Annotated in this window: 14 protein-coding genes and 1 pseudogene; 2 read left to right on the top strand and 13 right to left on the bottom strand. The window is 41.7% G+C overall.

Features of this window, described 5'->3' with window-relative positions:
* From CFH81_07750 to CFH81_07710, 9 genes are all read right to left on the bottom strand, one after another.
* Complete coding sequence (locus CFH81_07750) at window positions 1-2,481, bottom strand: ferredoxin (protein ID DAB40091.1); 2,481 nt, start codon at window positions 2,479-2,481, stop codon at window positions 1-3.
* A 1-nt stretch (window position 2,482) separates the two neighbouring features.
* Window positions 2,483-4,744: a ferredoxin gene (locus CFH81_07745; protein DAB40090.1), complete on the bottom strand. Its 2,262-nt coding sequence runs from the start codon at window positions 4,742-4,744 to the stop codon at window positions 2,483-2,485.
* Between the two features lies 1 nt (window position 4,745).
* Window positions 4,746-6,755 (bottom strand): formate dehydrogenase, encoded by a 2,010-nt coding sequence (locus tag CFH81_07740; protein DAB40089.1) that lies wholly within the window; start codon window positions 6,753-6,755, stop codon window positions 4,746-4,748.
* The gene (locus CFH81_07735) at window positions 6,755-7,075 is read right to left on the bottom strand and encodes a hypothetical protein (protein DAB40088.1); all 321 of its coding nucleotides are present in this window, start codon (window positions 7,073-7,075) and stop codon (window positions 6,755-6,757) included. The genes CFH81_07740 and CFH81_07735 overlap by 1 nt, the downstream gene beginning before the upstream one ends.
* A gap of 11 nt (window positions 7,076-7,086) precedes the next feature.
* The gene (locus CFH81_07730) at window positions 7,087-8,313 is read right to left on the bottom strand and encodes an NADH-quinone oxidoreductase subunit D (GenBank protein DAB40087.1); all 1,227 of its coding nucleotides are present in this window, start codon (window positions 8,311-8,313) and stop codon (window positions 7,087-7,089) included.
* A 9-nt stretch (window positions 8,314-8,322) separates the two neighbouring features.
* Entirely contained in the window at window positions 8,323-9,105 is a 783-nt protein-coding gene (locus CFH81_07725; protein DAB40086.1) for an NADH-quinone oxidoreductase subunit C, read from the bottom strand.
* Complete coding sequence (locus CFH81_07720; protein DAB40085.1) at window positions 9,105-9,623, bottom strand: NADH-quinone oxidoreductase subunit B; 519 nt, start codon at window positions 9,621-9,623, stop codon at window positions 9,105-9,107. The genes CFH81_07725 and CFH81_07720 overlap by 1 nt, the downstream gene beginning before the upstream one ends.
* A complete protein-coding gene (locus CFH81_07715) occupies window positions 9,605-9,994 on the bottom strand; it encodes an NADH-quinone oxidoreductase subunit A (GenBank protein DAB40454.1) in 390 nt (129 codons plus the stop codon). The genes CFH81_07720 and CFH81_07715 overlap by 19 nt, the downstream gene beginning before the upstream one ends.
* Window positions 9,995-10,271: 277 nt before the next feature.
* Window positions 10,272-12,005, bottom strand: a complete 1,734-nt coding sequence (locus CFH81_07710; protein ID DAB40084.1) for an AAA family ATPase — start codon at window positions 12,003-12,005, stop codon at window positions 10,272-10,274.
* 187 nt (window positions 12,006-12,192) lie between these two features.
* Here CFH81_07710 and CFH81_07705 point away from each other — a divergent pair, with 187 nt between their 5' ends.
* A complete protein-coding gene (locus CFH81_07705) occupies window positions 12,193-14,031 on the top strand; it encodes a PTS fructose transporter subunit IIBC (GenBank protein ID DAB40083.1) in 1,839 nt (612 codons plus the stop codon).
* Window positions 14,024-15,400 (top strand): PTS sugar transporter, encoded by a 1,377-nt coding sequence (locus tag CFH81_07700; protein ID DAB40082.1) that lies wholly within the window; start codon window positions 14,024-14,026, stop codon window positions 15,398-15,400. The genes CFH81_07705 and CFH81_07700 overlap by 8 nt, the downstream gene beginning before the upstream one ends.
* A 91-nt stretch (window positions 15,401-15,491) precedes the next feature.
* Here the strand turns inward: CFH81_07700 and CFH81_07695 are convergent, their stop codons facing one another.
* The 4 genes and pseudogenes from CFH81_07695 to CFH81_07680 all read right to left on the bottom strand — a co-directional run bounded on the left by CFH81_07695 (window position 15,492) and on the right by CFH81_07680 (window position 19,866).
* Entirely contained in the window at window positions 15,492-15,962 is a 471-nt protein-coding gene (locus tag CFH81_07695) for a PTS N-acetylmuramic acid transporter subunit IIBC (GenBank protein DAB40081.1), read from the bottom strand.
* The gene (nagA, locus tag CFH81_07690) at window positions 15,963-17,087 is read right to left on the bottom strand and encodes an N-acetylglucosamine-6-phosphate deacetylase (GenBank protein DAB40453.1); all 1,125 of its coding nucleotides are present in this window, start codon (window positions 17,085-17,087) and stop codon (window positions 15,963-15,965) included.
* Between the two features lie 18 nt (window positions 17,088-17,105).
* A pseudogene (locus CFH81_07685) lies at window positions 17,106-18,650 on the bottom strand (long-chain fatty acid--CoA ligase).
* A 1-nt stretch (window position 18,651) separates the two neighbouring features.
* Window positions 18,652-19,866: a long-chain fatty acid transporter gene (locus tag CFH81_07680; GenBank protein DAB40080.1), complete on the bottom strand. Its 1,215-nt coding sequence runs from the start codon at window positions 19,864-19,866 to the stop codon at window positions 18,652-18,654.
* Window positions 19,867-19,901: the final 35 nt, after the last annotated feature.

Genomic DNA, 19,901 nt, shown 5'->3' with positions numbered 1-19,901 from the left:
TTACACCTTTCTTATTGTTACATTTTGATATCTTAAACCATCGAAGAGTTCATAGACATTTTCGGCGCTTTTAAAATCAGGCACCTTTACAATATCGCCCAAGATTTTATCATCTGCTATCACGTCTAACATGATACTTCCATTTTTAAACACTACTTCCACTTTTTCCCCCAAGCTTTCTGCTTTGGCTCTGCTTGCATAGAGTGCAAAAGGCTCAAATATCTCATGAGCTTTATCTGTAAAATCACTAAATTGTCTTGCAGGATTACATCTGTAAGCGATTTCTCCTTCCACTGTATCCTTTTCGTCAAACTTCTCAACATCAGGCATTTGCGTTTCTTTGACCAGAATATCAAGAAGGTATCCTCTGTTTTCAACTCCGTCATTTGTGTATCCGTTAGCAAGAGTATCAAATTCTACTGCTTTAAAGCCTTTGGAGATCGGCAATTTTGCAGTCCACCCTATCGTCTCTTTGGGCGCTCCAATAAGTTCCCTTACAAGATCGTTGAGTTCATAACCTCCGTATTCCAATGCGGCGTTGGTGGGGACTACCCTTTTGGACATGTTTGCCAGTGTCCCTTCTTGTTGATTCATTGCAGGCATATCAAGATCGCCTTCGCCCAAAGCAGAAAGCTTAAAGTCACCATTTTCATTATAGCCGATCGTATAGCCTTCTGCCTCATCATCAAGATCACAAATCAATGCAACGCCCAATGCATTTGATTTTGGCGGAACCATCACTACGTCCATTGCACAAGTCTTTTCAATAAGCGCTACAAGTTTTGCTAGATTTTCTGCTTTCGAATGATAATAGAGATCTTCACCTATCATAAGAGAGAAAGTCTCTTTTTTGCTTAACATTTTTGTAAAAGCATCAGTAAATGCGCTGCTTTCTTTACCCAAAAACTCAATCAAGCCGTTTTGCTCAACCTCAATCTCTTTTTCTATTGTTTCAGGTACTTTTTTCTTTACTTCCTTGGATTCACCTGTCTCTTCGTCTGTCACAGTTTCAACAACTTCTTTCATTACTTTTTCTTTGATTGTTTCTTTGCTGATGCGCTTAAAGCTGTTTATATATGTTTTTACTTCTTCTGGAAGCTTTTCTTTGTCTGCAAATAAATCTAAGATAAGATAAAGTACTGCCTCTTCTCTCCCCGGCTTATGAACAAAACATTCAACGGATTTGCCAAAACCGGGGATCAACGTATCTCCAACAGGATGGAAATAGAGTCCTGCACCCTTATTTAATTTTTGTACATTGTTAAAAGCGTATTTTAATCCCGGGCTGTCATTTCTGAGTGCTATGCCCACCGATATCACAAAATCACTTTTTTTCATAATCTTATCCATATCGGCACTGTAAAGTGATTGGCCTGAAGCTTCTGTATAGTATGCTAAGAACTTTTGAAATGCTCTTACTTCCGGATTATAAAGCTTTAATCCCATTTTTTCTTTGAGTGTCTGCAACATAAGTGCTTCTTCATTTGTAATCACAGAATTAAAACGTACCGTTTTTGCTTTTTTAAAAGCTTCAATCGCATGTGCAAACGCCTCTTTATTTTTTGTCACACCTCTGTTTTCAAAATCATAAGCAAAACGTGCAGATCCATCAAGAGAGACATAATTCCATTCGTTAGTCACACGGTATATTTTTTCGCTTCTATCTTCTATGGATGTAGGCTTAACTTCATAATAAATCTGAAATCCGTCGCTTGAATGGGCACTGACTGCAGGGATACGTTTTAATTCCCACGCATTGGAAGTATAAACAAAGTCTCTGCTTGAAAGTGCTCCCACGGGACACACAGCAATACATTCACCGCAATCCGAGCAATTGGTGTGCTCTGTTCCGTTACTTGGCGCAATAACTGACTTTTGCAATTTATTCCACATCGCATAAGCATCTTTTGGCATCGTATCTTTATAGGTCTTGTCTAATTCTGCTCCCCCCCGCTTGACCGTCGTGAGTGCCGCATCACCAATCATATCCTTACAGACTGTTGTACAGCGCTCACATACGATACATAGACCTGCATCATAATGCAGTACCGAGCTCCAGTTGGCTGTTTCTCTTTTGGTATCAGGAATCATATAGCTTTGCGAATCTACTGCTAATTCAAGTGTGTAATTTTGAAGTTCGCACTCTCCGCTTTTGTCACATACACCGCATTGCAAGGGATGGTTGACGTCATAAACCTCCATGATTGCCCGACGCTCTTCAAGAATATTCGGTGTTTGCGTAACTATCTCCAATCCCTCTTTTACTTTTGAATTGCATGCATATACCTGTTTGCCATCAGCCTCTACAAGACAAAGGCGGCATGCCAATGTCGGAGAACATCGTGTTAAATAGCAAATCGCAGGAATAAAAACATCGTTTGCACGTGCGGCATTAAGAATATACTCACCTTCTTTTGTCTTATACTCTTTCCCGTCAATTGTTATAGTAATCAAGTTTTCTACCGTTTTTCCATCGCTCATTTTAGCTTCTTCCTACTCTTTCAAATTCTAACCTGCTAAACCTATAAGAGGATAGCAAAGCACTACTTAATCCCATATCAAACGTAGGATTAATCGCAATTGTTCCTTTCATGGATGTATCAATCTTAAACATTCTAGTGAAACATACTCCATCTATTGTAAAAGATATATGGTCGCCTTCTTGAAGTTTTGTAACCATTGCGAATTGTTGTGAACCCCAAAGTGCTGTTTTACTATCAAGTAAATCACATTTTGCCGTAAACGGAGAAAACTGTTCTGATGTATTACAGCAATACACTACAGCACCGTCAAACTCTTCTATATCCAACACCTCTTCGAGTAGTTCATCTGTTTGAATCTCCGTAGATTGGAGTAGGTAGCCCCTATTTTCATTACCGACAAGATCGAAAGAATCAGGCAAACTGTCAAACTCTATACATTTGAAGCCTTTGCTTTGAGGAAGCTCTTTGGTATAGTCAATAGTGTATGCCGCCTTTAATCCCAATGCATTGGCAATATCATTTAAAACATAACCCCCGTAAGGCAATGCTACATGCATGGGCACAACACGCTTATCAAAAGTTGTAAGCGTTCCTTCTTGTTGATTCATTGCAGGCATATCCAAATCGCCTTCGCCCAAAGCACTCAGAGTAAAATCTGCCAAAACATTATAGCCTACCGTTGGCCCTTCAATCGTATCATCCAGCTCACAAATCAACGAGACACCCATTGCATTGCCTGCAGGCGGGATGCACAACACATTAAAGCCTGCATATTTTTCAAATAATGCAATAATTTTTGCAATATGAGCGGCACGCGGGTGCGCATAAAGATCTGCTCCCACGACCAAAGAAAAACCGGATTTTTTACTGAGTGATTGCTTGAGTGTAAACAACTCCTCCTCCCCCACATTGCATTCGGCACTCAAATTACCTATATCCAAATCATTTAAAAAGTTTCTAATATTTTCGGGAAGTTCTGTTTCTTGGAGTAAAGTCTCCGCCAACAATGCCGCAACACCCTCTTCGCTGCCGGCTTCATATTTGATAAATTGAGTTACGATATTTTTTATTTCTGTATCTTCTATGGGATGCAGATAAGCCACTCTTGCTCTATGCCATTTGCTTGCCATGTTGATGTGGTATTTGACTATCGGCGCATCATCATTGATTTTGCTTCCTAAAACGATAATTCCCTTTGATTCAGAGAGCGCTTTGAGCGTTCCGTTATAAAGATTTTTTCCGCTTACCCCGCTATAGGACTGCATAAATTTTTGGTAAGCTCTTGCCTCATGCGAAATAAGTTTACAACCATACTTTTCTTTAATCTTTTGCAAAATAAATGCTTCTTCGTTGGATATCACACTTGAAAAAAGAATGCTTCCTGCATTTTTAAATGCTTCAAGTGCTGCTTGAAATGCTTTTGTGTCTTTAACAACTTCTCCATTGGCATAATCAAAACCAAATCTGGCCGCCCCGCACATACTCGTAAATTCATAGTTGTTGGTTACGCGATAAATCTTGTCGCGTTTTACTTCATAATACATTTGGCAGCCGCCGCCGCAATGAGGACAGGAGCTGGGTATTTTGTCCAATTCCCATGCGTTGGATGTATACTTAAAATTTGTACTCACCAATGCGCCAACGGGACATACTGCTGCTGCTTCTCCAAGAGAAGCATAATTTTTTTCTTTTTTGACATTGATGATAGATGAGGAATATCCTCCAAATTTGACTTGTAGCGCCTCATCGCCTGTAATTTCTGTGGAAACTCTCACACACTTTTCACACATAATACAAAGTGAAGGATCGTAGGACACATGCCCCCAATTCTCTACTTGTCTAGCTTGGTCTCTTGCTGTAAAATTTTGTTCTTTAATGTCAAATTCTGTCGTTTTATTTTGAAGATCACACTCTCCGCTTTTATCACATACACCGCATTCCAAAGGATGATTGACGCCATAAAGTTTCATAATATTCTGACGCTCTTTGTAAAGCATATCAGTTTGTGTATAAATCACTGCGCCGTCGGTTGCTTTTTCTTGGCACGAAAGAATAAAGCCGTCCACACCCTCCACTTTTACCATGCACATACGGCATGACCCTATGGGAAGCACTTTGGTGAGGTAACACATTGTCGGGATATAGATATCGTTTTCTCTTGCTATCTGGAGTATCGTTTTTCCGAATGTGCTGTGACATAGTCTGCCGTCTATAGTTACGGTGATCTCTTTGTTTTTATCAATAAAATTATGGACATTCATTTTATACCGCCACCATAGAAATATAATAACATCGCATGCATCTTTCCGCTTCTGCTATCGCCTCTTCGCCGCTAAAGCCGAGGTTTACTTCTTTATTGTTCGTCTTTCTCTCGTCTACACTCAATTTTTCGCTTACTGCACGAGGCAGTCCGGGCATCCATCCTGTAATTTTCTCATTCTTGTCATACACTTTGAGTTTAGCCAGATGGTCTTCCATGATTTCATTGTCTGTAAGACTTATTTTTCCCTCATAGATATAACGCGATATTACCGAAGCTGCTCTTTTTGCCTGTCCAACTGCATTAACAATAGTCATTGGTCCATATTCACAATCTCCGGCGGCAAAAAGTCCTGGACGTGACGTCATGTAGTCTTTGCCGTTTGTTAGAAGCGTATTCCAGGAGGTAAGTTCAATATTCCACTCTTCAGGAAGCAATTGCAAATCAGCCGCCTGAGATACTGCCGGAATAAGGTAGTCACATTCTATTTCAAAATCTCCGTCTTCTATTTTTACAAGCTCTGCTCTTCCGCCGTTTGGATCCGGAACAAGTTCAAATCGGTTGACTTTGAGCTTGGTGATCTTTTCTCCATCATCAAATATCTCTTCAACTGCTGAGTGGAAAATAAACTCAACTCCCTCTTCTACCGCTTCGTGATACTCTTCATAGGTTGTATTGCGGATGATTGTCTTTTCATCGCGACGGTAGAGCATAATTACTTTTCTTGCGCCCTCGCGAATAGAACATCTTACCACGTCCATTGAAGTAAATCCGCCGCCCACACATACAACGACTTTATCTTTAAGCTGATTGGATGCGGGTTCACCTATTTTATACTTATTCCAAAGATTCACCTGGTCTAGCATTGCGATAGCACCCCAATATCCACCTATTTTTGGATTTTCATTATGAGCATACACCTTTTTTGAAAGTCTTGTTCCAAAAGCTAAAAGTGTTGCATTGTACTCTGCATCTATTTCCTTCAGGCGTTCAGCATTGACACGATGGTTGCTGTATACATCTACTGCCTCTAAAGAGGTTACAAGCTCTATGTCTTTATTGTATTTATCTATAGGCATTCGATACTCAGGTACGCCCACTGCCACTTCTCCTCCAAGAACAGGCAGTTCCTCAAAAATATCTACCTTGATGCCTTCGAGCGCCAAATAATAAGCGGCGGTAAGTCCTGCCGGACCGGCACCGATAATGGCTACTTTCTTTCCGTCATTTCTCAATGGTTGGGGTGCATACGGATGATGCCAAGGCAACCCATGGTCTGTCTCGTAGTCTGCGCCCATTCTTTTGAGTTCCATAATGGAAATGGGCTCATCAAGATTTGTACGGCGGCAGGCATCTTCGCATGGATGAGGACATACGCGTCCGCAAGTGTGTGCAAGAGGCATCGTTTGTCTTGTTGCTGCCAAAGAGTCTCCAAAGAGCATATCTCTTACCCCTTCGATATAAGCGGGTATATCGACGTGAGATGGGCACATATCGGTACAAGGAGCGGTCACCTTTGCAATATAGCTGGTATCTCCTCCATAATGTTTTGATGGCTTTTGATGATTGATTGCATCATCAAATTGATCTTTATAGTGCTCCATCAAATCCAGAATGGGCTTAGGTACTGTTTTGCCTATTTCGCATTTAGAGGTCATCATCATCGTCTGACTGATCTCCTTTAAATGTACCATGTCATCATGCGAGCCTTCTCCGCGTGCTATTTTATCAAGCAGGTCATAAAGAATTCTTCCGCCCCATCTGCCCGGTGCGCAACGCCCGCATGCTTCAGAATACTGCTGATACTGAGCTGCGTACTGGGATGCCAATTCAACTGCATCAATATCTTCTTCAAAAATGGCAACACCGTCCCATCCGATGAACGCTTTTGAATCCCTGTCCCCATGGTATGCTTCGGGCAGTTTAAACGCAGATTCACTCAACTCTTCTGATGGTTTGCCGCGATTATCGATAAACTCATCCCTCCAAGTAGAGAATACAATCTTTGACATTATTCGGCCTTCTCTTCGACTTCTTGAGCATTTTGCTCTGCATTTTCTTGTGCCGCTTTCATTTGTTCCTGACGCTCTTTTTGTATCTGTGGAGTAGATTTTTTTACAACGATTGTCCAATCAACTTCATTGAATTTAAGCGAGTTCATCAGGTCATGCCCGGCTGCCTTGACGACATCAGCGCTTTTTTGGATAGAAGAAAAATCCCCCACCTCAAAAAGAAATATCCCCACTTCTCCAACATTGAGCCCCTTCTCAATAAGCTCAACCATTCTTCCGTAGAAATCATCTTTTAGATGTCTTAAGTCGTATCTTTTCATGCCTGCTCTCCTTAACGGTCTACTTCACCAAATACAATATTGGTTGTTCCAATAATGGTTACAACATCTGCAATATATGTCCCCACTAAAATCTCTTGCAAAAGCCCCGTATGGAAAAAGCTCGGCGCTCTGCATTTGAGCCTGTAAGCATACGGCTCTCCCTCTGATTTGATATAAAAACCAAGTTCGCCTTTTGGAGACTCTGTGGGTGCATAGACTTCTCCTTTGGGTGGTCTCATCCCTTGCGCAACCAATACAAAATGCTGCATAAGCGCGTAGTTTTGTGTCATAATCTCTTCTTTGGGTGCAGAGATATATTGAGGAGCATGCGCCATGAGTTGAGGCTCAGTTTCCGGATACATAGGAATAAGCTGCTTGATAATCTTTACAGATTCTTTCATCTCTTCCATATAGAGTCTATAACGCCCGTAAGAATCGCATCTGTCACTTACCGGAATATCAAAATCCAATTCAGAATACAACTCATAAGGCTCTTCTTTTCTAATGTCGTATTTAATCCCTGATCCCCTAAGCATCACCCCTGTACATCCCCAATTGAGTGCTTCTTCCCCTGAAATAACTCCAACATTTTCCAAACGCATTTTCCAAATACGGTTTTCTGTAAGTAAATCCTCATACATCTTAACCGCTTCCGGCAATTTTTCAACGTAGACAGCGAGCTTTTCAATCCATCCCGCAGGCAAATCCAGCGGCACGCCGCCGATACGTACTGCCGAATGGGTCAATCTTGCGCCGCAATAGTCTTCCATCAAATCCATTGCAAACTCTCTCTCTCGGAAAGCATAGAGGAAAACTGACATAGCGCCCACATCCAGCGCATGTGTTGCCAAAAAGAAAAGATGGGAAATGATACGGTTGATTTCAAGGAGTATAGTTCTGATGACCTGTGCTCTTCTGGGGGCTTCTATGCCAAGCAGCTTTTCTACCGCGTGGGCATAAGCATAATTGTTTGACGTTGATGCAATATAATCAAGTCTGTCGGTTGTAGGCAAAAACTCATTATACGTCATATTTTCAGCCATTTTTTCAATTCCGCGGTGCAGATACCCGATATCCGGATAGGCTTTGATCACAAGCTCTCCATCGAGCTCAAGTACCAGCCTGAGCTGACCGTGAGCAGAAGGGTGCTGCGGGCCAAAGTTAATGACCATTGTGTTGTTTTCGCGTTCAAAATTGAGGTTTTCAAAAAATGGGGTTAGTTTATTCGGCTGTTGCATCTTCCCTCCCTACTTTCTCTCATCTAATTGTTTAGATGATTTATTGTAATTTACCATGAAAGTTTCGCTATATTCGATCGGCTGTTCTGTCTCGCCGCCGGAAATATCTGCACCAAACGGCACCTCGTATCCTATTCTGGAGAAACGTTTTGTATCGTACCTGTCTATACGCGCAGGATCTCTATTTTCCGGCCCAATAATATCTCTGTACTCTTTTCCAAAGATTTTATCCACTTCATACCATGAGGCAAATTCGTCTCCCTGCAACGGGTATGTCTTAAGGAGCGGATGCCCTTCCCAGTCATCAGGCATGATAATTCTTTTCAGGAAAGGATGGTTGTTTACTCTGATACCAAACATATCAAACATTTCCCGTTCCGCAAAATTGGCAGATTTAAACAACGGTACAATACTTTCAATTGCCTCATCTTTTTTGATTCGGCATACCACTCTGACCCTTTTGGCTTCATGGACATTTAAAAGCTGATAAAAAAGTTCAAATTCGCCGTCTTTGGCAAGGTAGTCAACAGCACTTTGCTCTGAACATTGCACATATCCGCATTGCTCTTTAAGCATTTTTATTACCTGAAAATTTTCGGCAGCTTCTATATGCACGACAAGCTGGCCCAGCTGGATATAGACTTCTTTAGCTTGTGCCCCCAAAGCAGCAACCACTTTTTCAAAATGTGTCCCTTCTTCTATTGCCTCTCTGGGCACGCGCGGAGCTACCCAAAATCTGTCTGTATAGTAAGATTTTGCCTGGACATTATCTTTTGGCGTATATTTTCTCATTACACTAACCTCAAGTTTTGTTTTTTGTTTTTCTTCATATCAGCTGACTCTTTACGAATTTTCTTTTGAAGCATCATCAATGCATACTGAAGCGTTTCCGGTCTTGGCGCACATCCGGGCAGATAAATATCTACCGGCACAATACGATCAACCCCTTGAACGGTTGCATAGGTGTTAAACATACCGCCGGTGTTGGCACATGAACCCATCGAAATAACCCATTTGGGTTCTGTCATTTGGTCATACAATCTTCTGGCAAACTCTGAATGTTTTTTAGAGAGCGTTCCTGCCAAAATCATCACATCGGCTTGTCTGGGAGAAGCCCTAAAGATAGTTCCCATTCTATCAAAGTCGTAGCGGCTTGCTCCTGATGCCATCATCTCTATTGCGCAACATGCCAAACCATAAGTCAACGGCCAAAGTGAATTTGAGCGCCCCCAGTTTACGAGTTTATCAACCGAAGTCAATGCAATCGGCAAACCTGCCGATGAAGTGTAATTTACTTGATGCTGTGCCATTCTAGTGCCCCTTTCTTCCATGCATATACAAAACCGATTGCGAGTAACAAGATAAACAGTATCATCTCCACAAAACCAAACCAACCAAGCAATTTAAAATCAATTGCCCACGGGAACATAAAAATAATCTCAACATCAAACAAAATAAATAAAAGTGCTATTAGATAAAATTGAGAAGAGATGGTGTTGGGCTGCTTTGTTACTTCAGGTCCACATTCATATATCGTAAGTTTGAGTTTTTCAGTATCGAGCCTTGCAAGCTTTCTGCTGATAAAACGTGCTAAAAAAAGCGTTGCCGGAAATGCAACTGCCGTCAGTGCAAATAGAACAAATACCCCAAAATACGGATGTTCTGTAATTACATGAGTCATCATAAATCCCCTTTTTTGTCATTCTTCTTGAAGATGGAGTATACACCGGAGGGCACTTTCTGCCCACTTTTGCATCCCCTCACCCCAGATTCCTCCCGCACTGATGCACACTCACTAAAAAAGTAAGGCATCGTATTATGAGAGTATTCTCAGAATATTGCTTTCATATTATCTAAAAGAATATTAAAGTGTTTTGGTGTTTGAATGCTTTAAAAAATTAGTTTTAGGTATGTAACCATGTGAAACAAAGAAAAAGTTTTAAAAATCTATCTAAAAATCAGATTTTAAATCCCATGCTCTTCTCTCCTTCGAAACTAGAGCCCATTTCTTTTTCTATCTCTTCGAGAAAATCCTGCATTGCAAAAAGACTCTCTTCGCGTACAGCCACTTTATATGCTGTATTTTTAACAATAAGGCTGATCTGCCCGCCGGTAAGCTCATGTACCGCAAGCATATTGACGTCAAAGCCTTCTTCATATTCTGCATTTTGCGGAAGGATAAACTGCCACAGTTTCAACCGTTCTCTTTTGCCCGGTTTTTTAAATTCTATTTTATGGTTAAAACGGCGTGAAAAAGCTTTATCAATATTGCCGAGCAGATTGGTTGTAGCAATAAGTATACCTTCAAATTTTTCTATCTGTTCAAGAAAAATATTTTGCATCTGGTTATGCATCTTATCTGCACTGCTTGCCAGGCCTTCACTTCTTGAACCCAAAAACTGATCGGCTTCATTAAGCAGCAATATCGGTTCAACTTTAGCTTTTTGGCTTAACTCTTTAAAATCATCAAATATTCTGCGCACATTTTTTTCGCTCTCTCCTACATACATTGAAAGGATTTTTGAGCAGTCAAAAGACAAAATAGGCTTTTTGAGTGTTTTTGCCAAACTCATTGCCGTCATTGTCTTTCCCGTACCCGGAGGGCCATAAAAAATAATGCGCGCATCGATCCCCTTGCGTTTATCTTTTATTCCCCACTCTTTGAGTTTTTTAAATACCTCTTTGTCCACCTGTTTGATCAGCGTATTGAGCGTCTCTCTTGTTTTGGGATGCAATACCACATCATCAAGTGTTGTGACGGGCTTAAGGTATTCGAAAAGTTCCTGCTCTTGAACCAAGGCGTCCAGCTTGAGTTTGGTAACTTTTTTATTTTTAGTGGGATGAATGATGCGCTGCATTACCTCTTCTTGAAGGTAAAATGAACGGCTCACTCCTCCGAACATATTGAGAATCTCTTCATAGTCAATAATATCTTCGGTGATAAGTTTTGCCCCGTCTTCAAGCAATGCACGGTTTTTTATCTTCTCATATTCATCAAAACTGATAAGCTCTATAAGCGTATTCATATCTCTAAAATGCCCCTCACCCCCGCTATACTCCTCTTTAAGAAGTGCCAAAAAAAGGCGTTTTTCTTTTTCATCCAGTCCTTTTTCTTTAAAAAACTCCTCAACAACAATAGGTGTTTGGGTCATCTTCACGCGCTCTTCTATGCGTGCAGTCAAAAGAGTCAACTTGTTTTTCAAGCGTCCGATACTGAGCGAATTGTCTGCAAGCCCTTGTTTGTATGTGGCTATTTTATGAAGCAGTGCTACCATGTCAAACTGGTCCTGAAGGTATTCAAGATGATCCGTATAGGGTTTCACTTCCGGAAGAAATATTTCCAAAGAGCCCTCTTCAAGCAAACGCAGCAAAGAGATACTCGGGGCTATCGAGACATTCAGCAATTCAAGCTGTGACGCTTCATGGGCTTTTATCTGCCCGAAACTGATTTGAATAATCCATCCTAAATCCAAAAGATTTTTTATTAATGCCAGCTTCTTAAGATAAATATAATCTTTCTCTGAAAAAATTTCCTGGAGCATCTCCAGCACGGAAACCTCTTCAAGTCCTTTGACATAGCGTTTACACACATATTGAATGAGCTCCGCCTCCTCTTTGGTGCATTTAAGGTGCTCGTAAATCGATGCTTTGCAGACATCTTTTGTTTCGATGAAATCAATAAGGTGTTTCACTAAAATTCCTATTTTTTCTTTGAGTATAACAAAGATTTGCTATACTTTGACTAAGACACCCCATCCTTAAGGAATAAAGTATGCACAGGCTGACGGATGCGGTAAATATATCTTTATATTTAAACCGTACTCTCTTTATGCCGTGTACCAAAAGTACACCATAAGCCTATGCGATAATAATATATAAATGTCATTTTTAACTACAATTTTTTATAAACCCTATCAAGCGCACCTGTGCGTTACATCAGCTAATGGATTTCATCTGCGGCCCGTGGCTTCTTTTGCCAGTACGGCAAAACAGTTTCCATGCAGTATTTTCGCCTCTTTTAAGGATAAAAAAGTCGATGCCAAAAACATTAATGCGCTGCTTTCGCTTTCTCTGGACACACAAGACTGCTTTACGCTTATCACTCAAGGCAGAAAAGCAGAAGAAGCGCTTGAGGCCTTGACAAAACAGTTTTCTTTTCTCATGCAAAACGACCAGGAAATACACCCGATACAAAAAGAAAAGATTGCCTATGAAGGAAAAATTCTCGAAGGAGACATCATCGCAGAAGGCATTGCTATAGCCAAGCTGTATGAGCATACGACACAAGAGGTATCGACACAAAACAGCTTAGGCTTTCAAGAGGCTCTCAAAAATAGCCTGCAGGAGCTTGACATGCTGCACACCCTACACCAAACAACACCTGATGCGAGTATCTATCTTGCACAAAAAGAACTACTCAAAACATTGACACAAAAAAATAATACGCTGGAAGATTTTGAGGATGCCGTTCAACAGGCTTCATGTTCTCTTGGGGAAACTTCGATGAAAGCCAAAATAAGCGACTACCAAGATCTCCTTTGGCGCGTGAAAAAACATTTGGGAATAGAAGAAAAAATGGTACTTCCGGCAACACCTTTTATTCTTTTTGCAGAGGATCTTCTTCCTAACCAAATAGAGCAGTTGACACAAAGCCGGGTGCAAGGTGTCATCCTTAAGAAATCCTCTTTACGTTCACATGCTGCTATTTTGCTGCGCGCAGCAGGGATACCTTCGCTTATCCTTGCCTTACCCGACGATACAGAGTGTACTCTTGTTCCTGATGTGATTGTATTGGATGCCTATGCCGGGGTACTGATTTACACACCAAGCCAAAATGATTTACAAAAAGCGACAGAGCGTTTACAAAAGAATAAACGCACAAAAAGACATATCCGGTCTCAACGTTTCAAAAAGGCGCTCACCACACAAGGCAAACCAATTCATCTTCTTGCCAATGTCTCGGATGTCAAAAGTGCCAAAGAAGCCAAAGAAGAAGGCGCCGAAGGCATCGGTCTTTTGCGCAGTGAATTTTTATTTACCCAGGTAAAACCCTCGTTTGAGACTCAAGTGCACGCCTATAAGGAGATCTTTGCCCTCTTTGACAACATTACTGTTCGTACACTGGATATAGGAGGAGACAAAGCATTGCCGTACATCCGGCTCCCGCATGAGAACAATCCTTTCTTGGGCGTACGGGGCATACGTCTTTTCCGGACACATCCTGAAATCATTGAAGAACAACTGCATGCCATTTTTGTTGCTGCACAAAAAAAACCTATAAAAATTATGTTCCCGATGGTTGCTCAAGTAGAGGAGTTTATTGAAGCCAAAGCGTTTGCCTATCGCATCGCTCAAAAGCATGAACTTGATATCTCTTCTATCCAATTTGGCATTATGATAGAGGTTCCTTCGGTACTCTTTTTGCTGCAGCGGTTCAATAGTGTAGTTGATTTTTATTCGATCGGCACCAATGACCTAAGCCAATATCTTTTTGCCGTTGAGCGTACCCACCCCACGCTTAAACTCGATGCGCATTCGAGCATACTTTTTGATGTGCTGGAAAAGATTGTCAAAGAAGCTGCTAAACCTCTTAGCCTCTGCGGAGAACTTGCCTCAGAGGCTAAGGCAATACCCAAACTGATAACTCTAGGGATCGAGACATTGAGCGTCTCTCCCAAAATGATCAGCACCGTTAAAGAGGAGATACGGCATGTTTAGCCTGTTTGAGCGTATCGGCAAAGCCTTGATGACCCCCATAGCGGTACTGCCCGTTGCGGCACTATTGCTTCGTTTGGGCTTTGGTGACATTTTTGACGGACAAATAGCTTCGGTGATGAAAAGTGCCGGAGATGCTGTGTTTACCAATCTTGATCTTCTTTTCGGTGTCGGAATCGCCTATGGACTTTCCAAAAACCACGACGGAGCCGCTGCGCTTTCTGGTGCAATAGGCGTACTGATAGCCAAAGCAGTCTATGTAAACATCGATGAGAACGTCAACATGGGTGTATTTATAGGCATCATCATCGGCGTACTTGCAGGCAGTCTTTACAATCGCTTTCATGATATCAAACTTCCCGAGTATCTCGGTTTTTTTGGAGGCAAACGCTTTGTACCTATTGTCACTTCTTTTGCTGCGATCTTTGTGGGGGTGCTGGCCGGGTATTTTTGGCATTATGCTCAAAGCGGTATCGATACGTTTTCCAGCGCAATTATAGGGCTGGAGGCATGGGGTACCTTTATCTACGGCACTCTCAATCGTCTGCTTATTCCTTTAGGATTGCACCATATTCTTAATTCTGTTTTTTGGTTTCAATTGGGCGATTACAGCTACATCAAAGAAGGTCAAGAGATCATTGCGCACGGCGATCTGCACCGTTTTTTTGCAGGAGACAAAACTGCCGGCGTGTATATGTCGGGATTTTACATAGTCATGATGTTTGGATTGCCAGGCATGGCGCTGGCAATGTACCTTGGTACAGCAAAAGCATATCGAAAAAAGGCAGGAGCACTTTTAGGAGGTGTTGCTTTTACCTCTTTTCTTACAGGAATTACCGAGCCTATGGAATTTTTATTTTTGTTTGAAGCGCCTTTTCTTTTTATTGTGCATGCGCTCCTCACAGGCTTGGCACTTGCCTTGGCGCAGTTACTTGATATCCATGCGGGCTTTGGTTTTTCTGCAGGATTTATAGACTATCTCATCAACTATACACTTGCTACCCGCCCACTGCTTATCCTTCCGCTGGGAATAGTATTTGCGCTTATCTATTTTGTTGTCAGCTATTACGTTATCAAATATTTTAGGCTGAAACTATTTGAAGAATCCGCAGAAACACCCAAGCCCCAAGCCGGCAATGAAGCTTTGGCCTTTATCAATGCATTGGGAGGAGCAGACAATATTATCCATACAGATGCATGCATTACAAGGCTAAGAATGCGTCTCAAACAAAACAAGGGGCTTAATGAAAAAGCATTTATAGCATTGGGAGCCAAAGGAGTAATACGGCCTGACGATACATCTATCCAGATCGTGCTTGGCACAAAAGCGCAACATATTGCCGAATCGATCAAAGAGGCACTAAAGCGTTAATCTTTCTTTTTAGGCAACTTTAAGACCAAAAAGAAAACAACAACAATAACTGCATATGCAATATAGTGGTAATAGCTGTCAACTTCCGGTATCACATTACTTCCATTATACTATCGCCGCTTTTGACAATAGTGTATTTTTTTTCGATCTTTTTAACATCACTTTCATCAGAAATAATAACCGGCGTGATGATATCTTTTGCATGTTGGCGCAAATAAGGCAGATCTGCCCGAATGATCGCGTCCCCGCAAGAAACGGTATCCCCTTCATTGACAAGGCGCTCAAACCCTCTTCCCTCTAACTCAACCGTATCCAAACCAATATGTACCATAACAGTCAAGTCTTTATCTGATTTAATGCTATAGGCATGATTGGTTGGGAAAATTTTTACGACCACGCCGTCAATAGGTGCTGTAAATATCTCAGACATTGGTATCACAGCCACCCCGTCTCCCACCATTTTTTGGGAAAAAACATCATCCTTGACACTTTCAAGTGCTACCACCATTCCATCTACGGGAGACTTTATCTCCCTTGCTTTGCGCTTAAAAAATCCAAACATTTATCCCCTTTGATAGCTTACTTCTCCGTCAATGACTGTTAGCATGATACTAAAATCTTCATCAAACATCACTATATCTGCATCATACCCCGCTTTAAGTGCTCCCTTTTTTATGCTGAGCTTTTGGGCGGGAAGCGCTGTCACGCTCCTCACTGCTTCCAGCGGCGTCATGGGAGTAAAGGTTATCATATTTTTCAATGCCTCATTCAGCCTTAATACGCTGCCCGCGAGCGTGCCGTCTTCGAGCAACGCTTTTCCTTTTGAAACCTCCGCCTTTTGTCCGCCCAAATCATATGTCCCGTTTTTCATGCATCCTGCGCGCATTGCATCAGAAACAAGGATCAGTTTATCTTTTTTAAGCCGATATGTAAGCGCCAAGACAGAAGGATGCGTATGTACCAAGTCTGCAATAATATCACATGTAACGTCCGCATCAAATACAGCGCCGACGACACCCGGTTTTCTGTGATGATAAACGTTCATTGCATTAAAGAGGTGTGTCGCATGAGAAATGCCTTGCGCAAAACTTGCTTTGGTTTGTTCATAGCTTGCATCACTATGCCCAATGCTTAAAACAATATAAGGATATTGTTTTGCAATATACCGAATAAACTCTTGTGCTCCTTCCACTTCAGGAGCAAGCGTAATCATTTTCACCTCATCCGCATATGCCTCAATCCATGCCGTATTGGGTGTTTGCACGTATGCCTTATTTTGTGCGCCATGCTTTAAGGGATTGATAAATGGCCCTTCCAAATGCGCTCCCAATATCTTTGCGCCGCTTACCTTTTGTTTGCTTGCTTGAATATTTTTCAAAGCATTGCATATCGCTTCTGTTGACATCGTCATCGTTGTAGCCAAAAAAGAGGTTGTGCCCGTCTGCGGAAGTGTTGAAGAGATCGTTTCCAATGCCAAAGGTGTGGCATCCATGACATCCGCGCCACCAGAGCCATGAATATGCAAATCGATAAAACCTGCGCTCACGCAAGCCCCTTTTGCATCAATGATCTCTATATTTTCAGGAGGCACGTCGACAATACCGACAATCTTCTTGCCAAAAAGCAATACTTTTCCTTCTATTATCTCCTCCTCAAGAAACAGTCTGGCATTGACGATCGCTTTAATAACTCCCGAATCTTCAAACAAATGCTTTTCTTTTAGTTGCTCTTTTAATGCGCGCTTTAGCACTTTTCCCGTTGCATTTTTGGGCAATGCCTTGACAATATGAAATTGTCTAGGTATCTTATAATCGGCAAGGTGTTGACGCACATAGGCTTTAAGCTCTGCTTCGTCTATGTGATCGAGTTCTTCTTCAAGTTCCAAATACCCTATAGGTATTTCGCCGCTTTTTTCATCTTCTGCCCCTATTACTGCAGAAGCAGCGATTCCTTTAAAGCCGTTGATTACCTCTTCAACCTCACGCGGGTAAATGTTAATTCCTTTTGAGATGATCAAATCTTTTTTTCTGTCAACAATAAACAAAAATCCCTCTTCGTCCATATACCCCATATCGCCGGTAAGCAGCCACCCATTGACGATGGTCTGGGCTGTAGCTTCCGGGAGCCCAAGATAGCCCTTCATGACATTATCCCCCTTGACGATAATGTCACCCGTTGCACCCCGTGGCACTTCAACCAGATTTTCATCTACAATCTTTATCTCATACCCGTATAGCGCCGTTCCTACTGATCCGGCTTTTTGTTTTTTAAATGTATTTATACTGACCGCGGGTGATGCTTCGCTTAAACCATACCCTTCGAGCAAAACTGCTTTTTTAAATTTGCTTGCCATTGCATCAAGCGTTTTGGGCTGTAAGGGCGCTGCTCCGGAAATAAAAGCGCGCACACAGTTAAACCACATAAAATACCAAGGCAGTTTTGTTTTTGAAAGCGCATTGTATACATCAGGTATTCCGAAGAAAATGGTTACACGTTTAAGCAATACCTGTTTAAAAATATTTGAAAAAGGCTGTATGGATTTGATGATGACAATGCTTGCCCCCACATACAACGGCAGCATTACCCCTATAGAAAAAGTAAAAGAATGAAACATCGGTAAAAAAACAATGGCTCGATCTTTGGACGTAACATTGATTGTAATTGTTCCTGAGCGAGTATTGGAAAAAATATTTTTATAGCTTAGCATCGCCCCTTTTGGTTTGCCGGTAGTCCCGGAGGTGTAGATGACCACCGCTATATCTTCGGGTGTCGTGCCTGCTTGTGATACATGAAATGTTGAATTTATAGCCTCTTTGTATTCGCAATCAAAATTGCTCTTTGTTTCAAGATCCCCTTCCCATATCACATTTGCGCATAGTGCATAAGCACGACTTGCTTTCACTATTTTTTCATAAGCTGCAGAAGCTATCAGTATGGTCGTTTTGCTGTTTTCAAGAATATAAGAAAGTTCTTCTTCTTTTAGAAAAGTATTGATCGGCACAACAATAGCCCCGACTTTTGAAGCAGCAAAAACACTATAGATAAACTCTGGACAGTTGCGCAAAAAAAGTGCGATCTTATCGCCTTTTTTAATGCCCTTATGTGCCAAAAATCCTGCAAACGCATCTATTTTTTCAAGCAGCTGGCCATACCTGATTTTTTCTTCATCAATAAGAAGCGCTACTTTTCTTCTGTCCTTTTGTGCTCTAAAAGAGATCAGCTCATAAAAATTATTAAACACTTCATCCATATCAATACTCGTAAGAAATTCCTATGGTCGTCAAGAAAGCTCCTCCTTCATCAAAGCTTCCGCCATTTGCAAGTACCGCATTTGGATTAACGCCTGCGGGCACAGAAAAACTCTCTTTGCTGTCATAAAGAAATGCAGCACCCCATGAAAGATTGTCTGTTTGCCGATAGCGAAATCCCATCGAAAAGATCTTGGCATCGCTGTCGGGCAATTCGAAACCGACGGTCTCTACGGGAACGGGGGTCTCATCAATTGCAAAACCGAACATGGCTGTCAACTGATTGTCCATTTTTATGGTTGCTCCGATCCTAAAGGTATCGGTATCTTTCCAGTTTTTGGCAATAGGGTCATCAAAATAAGGTGTCAATGGCCCAATATCTGTGCCGCCATATTTAAAATCCAATGTCTTATACTTTGACCAATAGGTTTTTTCATAATTGAATTCTAAAGTGAACTTTTCTTGCCATGTTTTGCTGATGGCGATATTGAGCGAAGCGGGCAGAGGAACCGAAACGCTTGCATCGCCGTTGTAAAGCAAAGCGCTTCCGTAAAAAAGTTTTGCGGTTCCTTCTTCATTAAGATCGATATTGGATCGGTATGTTGCTGCAAAATCGACATCCGGAACAGGCTTGTATGCCAGTGCCAGATTGTATCCTGTCTCAAACGTATCGCCTTCCATGTCCCGTGAAACATCCCCTTCGCTTTTCACCGTCCCTTCGCTGTAAACAAATCTTACTCCTCCGCCCATACTCAAATGATCCGACACCCTATAGGAAAGCGATGGATTAAATTCTAAAACTTTCAGTGTAAACTCTTTGGCATACAGTTTTTGATAAGGCGTATCCCAGCGTTTTGTCAACCCCGCAGGTACCGTCAAGCTTGCCCCCCACCTAAAATCTCCTGCAGATGCGGATACATAATGAAAGTGGGGAATAAGGATATCTTCCGTCTTAGACTCCCCTGAATACGGATCAATCAGCGTATAAATATTTGAAGGAAGATGCGCCAGCGTCAGACCTCCCTCAACGTATTGCGATTCGTTCATAAAACTCATGTTTGCAGGATTAAAATATGCCGTATCCGCTTCAGTGGTATGGGCAACATATGCCGCTCCCAAAGCCATCGAATTAAGCGACTGCTCAGGGATCTTATACCCTCCTGCCATAGCCATCGTGCCTGTCATAACACTCAGTATCCACCCTTTTGTTGTATTCATCCCCCTTGCCCTCCTTTATGGCAACTCATTTTATC

It is taken from the genome of Sulfurovum sp. UBA12169 (assembly GCA_002742845.1).
Lineage (GTDB): Bacteria > Campylobacterota > Campylobacteria > Campylobacterales > Sulfurovaceae > Sulfurovum.
Note: the sequence above shows the minus strand (reverse complement) of the source record. Positions and strands in the feature narration are given on the sequence as shown.